At 73.5% G+C, this 10,193-nt stretch carries 12 protein-coding genes; 8 read left to right on the top strand and 4 right to left on the bottom strand.

Going from position 1 to position 10,193, the window contains the following annotated elements; translation table 11 throughout:
* The coding region (locus tag CXY01_RS20675) for a nicotinate phosphoribosyltransferase (protein ID WP_146931827.1) at positions 1-1,332 on the bottom strand (1,332 nt) is incomplete at its 3' end.
* Between the two features lie 243 nt (positions 1,333-1,575).
* Here CXY01_RS20675 and clpS point away from each other — a divergent pair.
* The 7 genes from clpS (at position 1,576) to CXY01_RS20640 (ending at position 7,474) form a co-directional block, all read left to right on the top strand.
* On the top strand, positions 1,576-1,869 hold the full coding sequence (gene clpS, locus CXY01_RS20670; protein ID WP_246125528.1) for an ATP-dependent Clp protease adapter ClpS: 294 nt from the start codon (positions 1,576-1,578) through the stop codon (positions 1,867-1,869).
* Positions 1,869-2,519: a DUF2017 domain-containing protein gene (locus tag CXY01_RS20665; protein ID WP_146931821.1), complete on the top strand. Its 651-nt coding sequence runs from the start codon at positions 1,869-1,871 to the stop codon at positions 2,517-2,519. The genes clpS and CXY01_RS20665 overlap by 1 nt, the downstream gene beginning before the upstream one ends.
* Positions 2,520-2,544: 25 nt before the next feature.
* Complete coding sequence (murI, locus tag CXY01_RS20660) at positions 2,545-3,360, top strand: glutamate racemase (protein WP_146931818.1); 816 nt, start codon at positions 2,545-2,547, stop codon at positions 3,358-3,360.
* On the top strand, positions 3,357-4,145 hold the full coding sequence (locus tag CXY01_RS20655; protein ID WP_146931815.1) for an MBL fold metallo-hydrolase: 789 nt from the start codon (positions 3,357-3,359) through the stop codon (positions 4,143-4,145). Before murI ends, CXY01_RS20655 begins: the two co-directional genes overlap by 4 nt.
* Before the next feature lie 234 nt (positions 4,146-4,379).
* Positions 4,380-5,186 (top strand): ribonuclease PH, encoded by an 807-nt coding sequence (gene rph / locus CXY01_RS20650; protein WP_146931812.1) that lies wholly within the window; start codon positions 4,380-4,382, stop codon positions 5,184-5,186.
* Positions 5,183-5,797, top strand: coding sequence for an RdgB/HAM1 family non-canonical purine NTP pyrophosphatase (gene rdgB / locus CXY01_RS20645; protein ID WP_146931809.1), 615 nt, complete (start codon positions 5,183-5,185; stop codon positions 5,795-5,797). The genes rph and rdgB overlap by 4 nt, the downstream gene beginning before the upstream one ends.
* A 30-nt stretch (positions 5,798-5,827) precedes the next feature.
* A complete protein-coding gene (locus tag CXY01_RS20640) occupies positions 5,828-7,474 on the top strand; it encodes an ABC-F family ATP-binding cassette domain-containing protein (RefSeq protein WP_146931833.1) in 1,647 nt (548 codons plus the stop codon).
* On the opposite strand, the gene CXY01_RS20635 is transcribed toward CXY01_RS20640, so the two are convergent.
* Together CXY01_RS20635 and CXY01_RS20630 are read right to left on the bottom strand one after the other, a co-directional pair.
* Positions 7,464-8,144, bottom strand: a complete 681-nt coding sequence (locus tag CXY01_RS20635) for a Pr6Pr family membrane protein (RefSeq protein ID WP_186813502.1) — start codon at positions 8,142-8,144, stop codon at positions 7,464-7,466. The two genes, CXY01_RS20640 and CXY01_RS20635, sit on opposite strands and share 11 nt — an antisense overlap.
* Entirely contained in the window at positions 8,141-8,695 is a 555-nt protein-coding gene (locus tag CXY01_RS20630; RefSeq protein WP_146931806.1) for an NUDIX hydrolase family protein, read from the bottom strand. Before CXY01_RS20630 ends, CXY01_RS20635 begins: the two co-directional genes overlap by 4 nt.
* A gap of 146 nt (positions 8,696-8,841) precedes the next feature.
* Between CXY01_RS20630 and trxA the strand changes: the two genes are divergently transcribed.
* Positions 8,842-9,213, top strand: coding sequence for a thioredoxin (gene trxA / locus CXY01_RS20625; RefSeq protein ID WP_056591845.1), 372 nt, complete (start codon positions 8,842-8,844; stop codon positions 9,211-9,213).
* A gap of 59 nt (positions 9,214-9,272) precedes the next feature.
* Here the strand turns inward: trxA and CXY01_RS20620 are convergent.
* The coding region (locus CXY01_RS20620; protein ID WP_281285346.1) for a non-reducing end alpha-L-arabinofuranosidase family hydrolase at positions 9,273-10,193 on the bottom strand (921 nt) is incomplete at its 5' end.

Below are 10,193 nucleotides of genomic sequence, written 5' to 3'. Positions count from 1 at the left end.
CCGCAGCGCCACGGTCGGCACCGCTGCCTCGTCGTCCGACAGCCGTCGCGCCCCGCGCGGCAGCTCGTCACGCGAGGCGCGGTGCCGTTCTGCTGCCCGGCGCACGCCGTCCGCTCCGACCCAGCGCGGGTCGACCTCGCCCTCGGTCACGAGAGGGACGTGCAGCGCACGCAGCGCGTCGTCGGCGGGAGCCCAGGACCGGACGTCCTCGTCCGGCCCCGACACCAGCACCTCCTCGACGGCCCGCCCGTCGGCGCCCAGCCGCCGCGCCGCCGCCTTGCGGCCGCCGACGCTCGACTTGCCGAAGGCCGCCTTCGCCACCGGCGCCAGCACCCCGTCGGCGCCCTCGCGGGCGACCAGCTTGTAGACCATCCCGCAGGTCGGTGCGCCCGAACCGGTCACCACCGACGTGCCCACCCCGTACGTGTCCACCGGAGCCACGGCGAGGGCCGCGATCGCGTACTCGTCCAGGTCCGAGGTGACCGTGATCCTCGTCCCCCGAGCGCCTGCGGCGTCCAGCTGCGCACGGACCTCGTGCGCCAGGACCCCGAGGTCGCCCGAGTCGAGCCGGACCGCGCCCAGCCCCGTGCCCGCGGCCGCCAGCGCGAGCTCCACGCCGCGGCGGACGTCGTAGGTGTCGACCAGCAGCGTCGTCCCCGACCCGAAGGAGGCGACCTGCGCCGCGAACGCCGACGCCTCGTCGTCGTGCAGCAGCGTGAACGCGTGCGCGGCCGTCCCGATCGTCGCCAGCCCGTACCGCCGACCCGCCTCCAGGTTCGACGTCCCCGCGAACCCGGCGACCACCGCCGCGCGGGCCGCCGCGACCGCCGCCTCCTCGTGCGCCCGCCGCGACCCCATCTCCAGGCAGGGCCGGTCGACCGCCGCGCTCGTCATCCGGGACGCCGCCGACGCCACCGCCGAGTCGTAGTTGAGGATCGACAGCACCAGCGTCTCCAGAAGCACCGCCTCGGCGAACGTGCCCTCGACCACCATCACCGGCGACGAAGGGAAGAACGCCTCACCCTCCGCGTACCCGACGACCGAGCCCGTGAACCGGTAGTCCGCCAGGTACGCGAGCGTCGCGTCGTCGACGACGCCCTCGTCCGCCAGCCAGCCGAGCTCGGCCGCACCGAACCGGAAGCGTTCCAACGACTCCAGCACGCGTCCCGTCCCGGCCAGCACCCCGTACCGGCGGCCCGCCGGGAGCCGGCGCGTGAACACCTCGAACACGCAGCGCCGGTGCGCTGTCCCGTCGGCCAGCGCCGCCTGCAGCATCGTCAGCTCGTAGCGGTCGGTCAGGAGCGCCGCGCTGGGCGTCGGGAGGGCCGTCATGGGCCCAAGGTAGAGGCGCAGAGCCGTTGAGGACCTGCCGAGCCTCCTGTGCCTGTGGTCGCGTCGACCTTGCGTTCCGCTCCGGGCGGGTGCGCTGGCGCGCCCCCACCCTGCGCTGCACTCCAGGTCAGCGCTCCGTTCCTGTGGTCGCGCCGACCTTGCGTTCCGCTCCGGGCGGGTGCGCTGGCGCGCCCCCACCCTCCGCTGCACTCCAGGTCAGCGCTCCGGCTTACAGTGGACGACGTGCCAACGCAGACCCTCCCCGACGCCAGCGTCGAGCAGGAGGAGGAGACCGCGGTCGCCGACCCGTGGGTGACGATCGTCTGGAACGACCCGGTCAACCTGATGAGCTACGTGACGTACGTGTTCGAGTCGTACTTCGGCCACCCCCGCCAGAAGGCCGAGCGGCTCATGAAGCAGGTGCACGAGCAGGGGCGCGCGGTCGTGTCGACCGGGTCGCTCGAGGCGATGGAGGTCGACGTGCAGGCGATGCACGGCTTCGGGCTCTGGGCGACGCTCCAGCGCAGCGGGCAGTGATGCGGGCGTTCAAGCGTCGCCGGGGCATGTACGCCGCACGACTGGACACCGACGAGCGCGACGTGATCGCCGCGCTGGTTGCGGACGTCGCGGAGCTGCTCGGTGCGGGTCGCCTGGAGTCCCGGGACCCGCATGCGGTGGCCGTCGGCGACGGCAGCCCGCGGATGCGGATCGAGCCGCTCCCGCCGCCGTCGGACCCCGCGGTGCGACGCCTCCTGCCCGACGCGTCCCGGGACGACCCGCAGGTCGCCGAGGAGTTCCGCCGGCTCACCGAGGACGACCTGCGCGCGGGCAAGATCGCTCGGCTCACGAAGCTGTGGGGTGCGCTGACCACCCCGGTCGAGGGCTGGCGCGCGGACGCGTTCGTCGTCGCGCCGCAGGACGCGCAGGACCACGCCGCCGCGATCACGGACCTGCGTCTGGTGCTCGCGGAGCGCCTCGGCATTCGCACGGACGAGCAGGCGGAGCGCCTGTACGACACGCTGCTGGACTCGCCGCAGGACGACGTCGCGGAGGTCGACGAGGTCCTGGACCCGGCCGCGCGGCGGTACCTCGTGGCGGTGTACGGCGCCCTGAGCTGGTTGCAGGAGTCGCTGGTCGAGCTGCTGCTGCACGACCTGCGCGCCCCGGGGCGCCCGGCGGACCAGTGAGCCGCCAGCGGTTAGGCTCGTCCGCGTGAACGACGCCCCCCTCGGCATCTTCGACTCCGGCGTCGGCGGACTCACCGTGGCCCGGTCGATCCTCGACCAGCTGCCCCAGGAGTCCACCCTGTACATCGGTGACACCCTCAACACGCCCTACGGCTCCAAGCCGCTCGCGGCGGTGCGGGCGCACGCCCTCGAGGTCATGGACGACCTGGTCGACGCCGGCGTGAAGCTGCTCGTCATCGCGTGCAACACGGCGTCGTCGGCGATGCTGCGCGACGCGCGGGAGCGGTACACGCTGCGGCGGGGCATCCCGGTGGTCGAGGTCATCCTGCCGGCCGCCCGCCGGGCGGTCGCGGCCACCCGGTCCGGGCGGATCGGCGTCATCGCGACCAAGTCGACCGTCGAGTCGCGCTCCTACGACGACGCGCTCGCCGTCGCGCCCGGCGTCACGCTGACCACGCAGGCGTGCCCGGAGTTCGTGCGGCTGGTGGAGGCGGGGATCACCTCCGGCCCCGAGGTCCTCGCGTTCGCGCACGAGTACCTCGACCCGGTCCGTGAGTCGGGCGTCGACACCCTCGTGCTCGGCTGCACGCACTACCCGCTGCTCACCGGCGCCATCTCCTACGTCATGGGGGAGGAGGTCACCCTGGTGTCGAGCGCCGAGGAGACCGCCAAGGACGTGTACCGCACCCTCGTCGCGCACGACCTGGAGCGGGACCCCGCCGCAGGCCCGCCGGTGCACCGGTTCCTCGCCACGGGCGACCCCGACCAGTTCCGCGTCCTCGCCCGCCGGTTCCTCGGACCCGAGGTCGAGGTCGTCGAGCCCAGCGCGGCCCTGCGATGAGGCTCACGGTCCTGGGGTGCGCCGGCTCCTTCCCGGGGCCCGACTCGGCGGCGTCCGGGTACCTCGTACAGGCCGACGACGCCGACGGACGCACGTGGACGGTGCTGCTCGACCTCGGCAACGGCGCCCTGAGCGCCCTGCAGCGGTTCGGCGACCCCACGCGGCTCGACGCGATCGGGCTGTCCCACCTGCACTCCGACCACGTGGCCGACATGGTGGTCCTCAACGTCCTGCGGCGGTACCACCCCGCGGGAGCGTGCGACCCGGTGGTGGTGCACGGTCCTACCGGCACGGCGGAGCGGCTGGCGCAGATGTCCGGCAAGGACCCTGCGACCAGCACCGACGGGCAGTTCGACGTCGTCGAGTGGCAGGAGGGTGCGCCGGTCACCGTCGGCCCGCTGGTGCTGGAGCCGGTGGCCGTCGAGCATCCCGTCCCGGCGTTCGGTGTCCGGGTCTCCGGGCCGAGCGACGCGGACCCGTCGCGCACCGTGACGCTGGCCTACACGGGGGACACCGACGCGTGCGCCGGTCTCGACGCGCTCGCCGCCGGCGCCGACCTGCTGCTCTCGGAGGCCGCCTACCTCGAGGGGCGCGACGACGCCCTGCGCGGCGTGCACCTGACGGGCCGGCGCGCCGGCGAGGCCGCCGCCCGCGGCGGGGTCGCCCGGCTGGTCCTCACGCACATCCCCGCCTGGAACGACCCGGAGACGACGCGCGCGGAGGCGGCAGCGGTCTACGACGGCCCGATCGACCTGGCCGAGCCCGGAGCGGTGCACGTCCTGTAGCGATCGCGGCGTCCGCACCCGGGCGCCCTGAGTCTCCCCGGCGCGCGGACGTCCTCCCGACGACCTGCAACGTCCGCACTCGAGCGGGTTCCGACCCGCCGGAGTGCGGACGGCGCATCCCAGACCGAGCAGCGTCCGCACTCGTGCGGGTCCCTGGCCGACGGAGTGCGGACGTCCGGCGGAAGGCGTGGAGGTCGGCGTGGGGTGTCCGGGGGCGCCGTTAGGCTCGTCCGCATGACTTCTGCCACCACCACGTCCGCCGCCGGCACGCCGGCGCGCGTCCGCGCCGACGGTCGCGCACCCGACCAGCTGCGTCCCGTGACCCTGACCCGCGGCTTCCTCGAGGCCGGCGAGGGCAGCGTGCTCGTCGAGTTCGGCGGCACGAAGGTGCTGTGCGTGGCGTCGTTCACGCCCGGGGTGCCGCGCTGGAAGAAGGGGTCCGGCGAGGGCTGGGTCACCGCCGAGTACTCGATGCTGCCGCGCGCCACGTCGAGCCGCTCCGACCGGGAGTCGGTCAAGGGCCGCGTCGGCGGGCGCACGCACGAGATCTCGCGGCTGATCGGCCGGTCGCTGCGCGCGATCATCGACGTGTCCGCGCTGGGCGAGAACACGATCGTGCTCGACTGCGACGTCCTGCAGGCGGACGGCGGCACCCGGACAGCGTCCATCACGGGCGCGTACGTCGCGCTCGCCGACGCGGTCGCCTGGGCCGTCGAGAACAAGCACGTCCCGGCCGGCAAGGTCGTCCTGCGCGACTCGGTCGCCGCGGTCAGCGTCGGGATCGTCGACGGGTTGCCCGTCCTCGACCTGCCGTACGTCGAGGACGTGCGCGCCGAGACCGACATGAACGTCGTCGTCACCGGGTCGGGGACGTTCGTCGAGGTGCAGGGCACCGCGGAGCACGCCCCGTTCGACCGCGCCGAGCTCGATTCGCTGCTCGACCTCGCGGTCGCGGGCACTGCACAGCTGACCGCTCTGCAGGTCGCGTCCCTCGCAGCGGCGCCCGGGGACGGCTCGGCCACGCGCCTGGCGGTCCGGTGAGCGCTCGTCTCGTCCTGGCGACGCACAACGCCCACAAGGTCGGCGAGCTGCGCGCGATCCTGGCGCCGGTGCTGCCCGGGCTGGACCCCTCGTCGGTGGTCGGCGCGCGTGACGTCGGAGCGCCCGAGCCGGTCGAGGACGGAGTCACGTTCGTCGAGAACGCGCTGATCAAGGCGCGTGCCCTCGCGGCGTTCACGGGGCTGCCGGCCGTCGCGGACGACTCGGGGCTGAGCGTGGACGTCCTCGGCGGTGCACCGGGGATCTTCTCGGCGCGCTGGGCGGGCCGGCACGGGGACGACGTCGCCAACCTGGAGCTCCTGCTCGCGCAGCTGGCGGACATCGCCGAGCCGCACCGCGCCGCCCGCTTCGTGTGCGCGGCCGCGCTGGTCACGCCCGACGGGTTCGAGCACGTCGAGACCGGCACGCTCGAGGGCGTGCTCGCCACCGAGGCGCGAGGGGCCGGCGGCTTCGGCTACGACCCGATCCTCGTGCCGACCGGCGAGACACGCTCGTGCGCGGAGCTCACGCCGGACGAGAAGAACGCGATCAGCCACCGCGGCACGGCGTTCCGCGCGCTCGTCCCGACGCTCGTGCGCGTGCTCGGCGGATGACCTGTCGTGACTGAGAGCCCGACGGGCGACGTGCAGCTCGTCGCCGACGCCGTCACCTACGGCTACCCGGAGCACCCTGTGCTCGACCGGGTCGACCTCGTGGTCAGCGCGGGGGACCGCGTGGGCGTCGTCGGGGAGAACGGCGCCGGCAAGACGACGCTGCTGCGGGTCCTGGCGGGCGAGCTGGCGCCGCAGGCCGGCTCGGTGCGTCGGCGCGGCACGCTGGCGTCGGTCGAGCAGGAGCTCGACGCGCCCGGCGGCGCCACCGTCGGCACGTTCGTCGCCGAGGCCCTCGGCGGGGTCCGCGCGGCGGCCGGAGAGCTGGAGGCGGCCATCGCCGGCTTCGACCACGAGTTCGGGGACCTCGCGCGCCTGACCGCGGCGGTCGCCCGCTACGAGCACCTGGCCGCGTGGGACGCCGACCGGCGGGTCGACGAGGCGCTGTCGCGGTTCGGCGCTCCGCGGGACCCGGACCGGCGGCTCGACCAGCTGAGCGTCGGCGAGCGGTACCGGGTCCGCCTCGCGTGCCGGATCGGGGAGCGCGCGGACCTGCTGCTCCTGGACGAGCCCACCAACCACCTCGACGCGGCGGGGATCGACTACCTGACGGCGCGGCTGCGCGAGTGGCCCGGTGCCGTCGTCATCGTCACGCACGACCGGCGGCTGCTGGACGACGTGATGACCGCGATCCTCGACCTGGACCCGGCGATGGACGGCCGGCCGGCGCTGTACGGCGCGACGCGGTACTCGGACTACCGGTTCCTCAAGAGCCAGATGATCCGCCGGTGGCAGGCGCGGTACCGGGCCGAGCGCAAGCGTGCTCTCGCGCTGGCCGAGCAGCTCGACGCCAGCTACGAGGGGCTGTCCGACGAGTGGCGCCCGCCCAAGGGCTCGCAGACGCACCGCCGCGCGACGCGGGCGCGGGGCCACGTGAAGGCAGCCGACCGGCTCATCCAGAAGCTCGACGCCGAGGCCGTCGAGGTGCCCACCCCGCCGCTCGTCCTGACGTTCCCCGACCTGCCGTCCCTCCCGCGGGAGCCGCAGCCGGGCCCGCTGCTCGACCTGCGTGCGCCGCTCGTGCGCGACCGGCTCGACCTGGCGGGGGTGCGGATCGAGGTGCCCGCCTGCGGGCGCCTGCTGGTCACCGGCCCCAACGGCTCGGGCAAGTCGACGCTGCTCGCCGCGCTCGCCGGGTCCGTCGCGCTCGACCGAGGCGTGCGCTCCATCGCGCCGGGCGTCCGGCTCGGGGTGCTCGCCCAGGAGGGACCGACGGAGCACGCCGCGGCGGTCGTCGCCCATCCGCGGGCCGCCGGCACCGCCGAGCAGCTGTCGGGCTTCGACGCCTACGCCCGGCACGCGCTGACGCTGCTGGAGGCCCGCCTGCTCGACCCGGACCAGCTGGTCCCCGTCGCGGCGCTGGGCCTGCTCACCGAGGACGACCTGGACCGGCCGCTGCGCGAGCTGTCCGTGGGTCAGCGCCGACGGTTCGACCTGGCGTGCGCGCTCCTGGCGGCCCCGCACGTGCTGATCCTCGACGAGCCGACCAACCACCTGTCCGTCGGGCTGGTCGACGAGCTCACGGCCGCGCTGCGCGCCACGTCGGCCGCGGTGGTCGTCGCCACCCACGACCGCCGGATGCGCGCGGACCTGGCGGACTGGCCCGAGCTCAGCCTCTGACCGGCTCGACGACCGGTTCCGCCACCGGCTCGACGACCGGCCGCGGCGCGGGCGGCAGCACCCGCTCGATGCCCAGGGCGGCGAAGGCCAGCAGGAGGAAGATGACCGCCACGACGCCGGTCCGCACGAGCGCCGACTGCAGCCCGATCTCGGACACGTCGAGGAAGGGGTACGGGTACCAGTCGACGACCGCACCCCGCAGGAACGTGTACGCGATCCAGCCGAGCGGGTAGACCAGCGACCACCCGACGACCGGCGCGGACAGGCGCGGACGCGGTCCGACGACGAGCCACGCGACGACCGTCCCGACGGGCACCACCGTGTGCAGCATGAGGTTGGCCAGCGCACCCGACGGCGTCAGCTCCTGGAGCCCGGCGAGCACGGCGTGGTAGACGATCCCGGTCACGGCGATGCAGAGCAGCGCGTCGAGGCGCAGGACGGCGAACACGCGACCGCGACGGTCGGGGCGCCACAGGAGCATCCCCGCCGCGACGGCCGCGAGGATGTTCGACTGGATGGTGAAGTAGCTGAACAGGCGGACCAGCCGCGTCCCGAGGTCGTCCGACGTCAGCGCCCGGGCCAGCTCCAGGGACAGCCCGACGACGGCCGCGACGAGCACGATCGCGTGCAGGGTGCGCGCCAGCACGTACCGCGGCCGGTCGTCCGTCACGGCAGTCGGCCCACGTGCCCCATCGCCTGCCGCAGCAGGAGACCCTGGCCGCCGTTCATCTCGAACTGGATCTGCTGCGCGCACGCCTCCTCGGGCGTCATCCAGGCCAGGTCGATCGCGTCCTGCTGCGGGCGGCAGTCGCCGAGCACCGGCACCACGTACGCGAGCGACACCGCGTGCTGGCGGGGGTCGTGGTACGGCGTGACGCCGGGAGTCGGGAAGTACTCGGCCACGGTGAACGGCTGCGGCGATGCGGGGATCTGCGGCAGGGCGACCGGACCGAGGTCCTTCTCGATGTGCCGCAGCAGCGCGTCCCGCACCCGCTCGTGGTACATCACCCGCCCGCTGACCAGGGCGCGGGACATGACGCCCTCCTGCGTGACCCGCAGCAGCAGGCCGACCTGGACGACGTCGCCCGAGTCGTCCACGCGCACCGGGATGGCGTCGACGTAGAGGATGGGCAGCTGGGTGCGGGCATGGGTGATCTCGTCGGGGCTCAACCAACCGGCGGGACGCTCCGGGCCGCGGGGGAACTCAGCAGATGCGGTCACTGACCATGTCTACCGCCCCGCCGGTGCCCACGTCGGGCGCGCCGCGCTGATCACCCCCTGCCGAGGTGTGCGTCGTGCCACGCTCGGGAATAGTCGTCGGTGGCTACGCGCTCTACCTGGCGGTAACCGAGCACTGGAGGAAAGTCATGGCGACGACTGAGCTGACCGGCAGCACGATCGGCCAGACCATCAAGGACAACGAGATCGTCCTGGTCGACTTCTGGGCGGAGTGGTGCGGACCGTGCAAGCGCTTCGGGCCCGTCTTCGAGGACTCCTCGGAGAACCACCCGGACGTCGTGCACGCGAAGGTCGACACCGAGGCCGAGCAGGAGCTGGCGGCCGAGCTGCAGATCTTCTCGATCCCCACGCTGATGGCTTTCCGCGACGGGATCCTGGTGTTCAACCAGGCCGGCGCGCTGCCCGCCCCCGCGCTGGAGCAGGTGGTCGAGGCCGTCAAGGCGCTCGACATGGACGAGGTCCGCGAGAAGATCGCGGCAGCGGCCAGCACGGACGCCTGACCTAACGCGCGAAGGGCCGGCCCCCCGGTGGGGGCCGGCCCTTCTGCGTGCGTGCGGGCCTACCGCTGGAGGGTCAGCAGACCCGGTCGGTACGGCAGCCGGCCGTAGTCGCCGCCGGAGCTGGGCGAACGGCCCTGGTAGAGCAGCTGCAGGTTGCAGGGGTCGATCGTCATCGTCTGGTCGGCGCTCGTCCGGACGAGCTCACCGTGGCTGATGTCGTTGGTCCACGTCGCGCCGCTGTTGGCCTTGCCCGCGAACGGGTTGCTCTCGGTGGCGGCCTGCGGCGTCCACGAGCCGGAGAGGCTGGTGGCGGTGAAGGAGCGGAAGTAGCGGCCGTTGCTGCCGATGGCTTCCACGATCATCAGGTACTGGTTGCGGTCCTTGACCTTGTAGACCTGCGGCGCCTCGAACAGGTTGTTCGTCGTGTCGGTCATGATGGTCGTGTAGGACGAGCCGAAGTTGCCGGGGAAGTTCCCGATCGGCATGCTCGCGCGGTAGATCCGCCCGTTGTCGCCGGCGAAGAACAGGTACATGGTCGAGCCGTCAGCGATGAGGGCCTGGTCGATCGGACCGGTCCCGGAGTTGGTGATGCTGCCGGTGAACAGGGTCTGGGCCGAGGACCACCCGTTGGGGTTGGTCGGGTCGCTGGAGGTCTTGTAGGAGAACGCCCCGTTGCCGCCCCACTGGTAGGCCAGCACCCAGATGTTCTTCGGGGCGAAGTAGAACAGCGACGGCGCCACGGTCCCGGAGGACATGGCGTTCTGCGACGCGGAGCCCAGCTCGGAGAAGTTGTTCACCAGGCTGAAGTTCATCGAGCCCCACGACGAGCCGTTGTCGTGGGTCGTGGCGTAGACGAGGTGCTTGCCGTTGTACGGGGCCGTGGTGAAGTCCTTGAGCGACGCCCAGCCGGCCCGCGGGGTGGCCAGCACGCCCGAGGAGCTCCACCGGTAGCTCGACGGCAGGGCGCACCCACCGGTCGG

The sequence above is a fragment of the Cellulomonas xylanilytica genome (genome assembly GCF_007989805.1).
GTDB classification, from domain to species: domain Bacteria; phylum Actinomycetota; class Actinomycetes; order Actinomycetales; family Cellulomonadaceae; genus Cellulomonas; species Cellulomonas xylanilytica.
The sequence above is the reverse complement of the archived record's forward strand: the minus strand, read 5'-3'. Positions and strand labels throughout refer to the sequence as shown.

Excerpts from the sequence above, each read along its gene's own strand:
- CXY01_RS20665 (WP_146931821.1), top strand. The coding sequence starts at position 1,869 with ATGCGGGCGTTCAAGCGTCGCCGGGGCATGTACGCCGCACGACTGGAC.
- CXY01_RS20655 (WP_146931815.1), top strand. The coding sequence starts at position 3,357 with ATGAGGCTCACGGTCCTGGGGTGCGCCGGCTCCTTCCCGGGGCCCGAC.
- rph (WP_146931812.1), top strand. The coding sequence starts at position 4,380 with ATGACTTCTGCCACCACCACGTCCGCCGCCGGCACGCCGGCGCGCGTC.
- trxA (WP_056591845.1), top strand. The coding sequence starts at position 8,842 with ATGGCGACGACTGAGCTGACCGGCAGCACGATCGGCCAGACCATCAAG.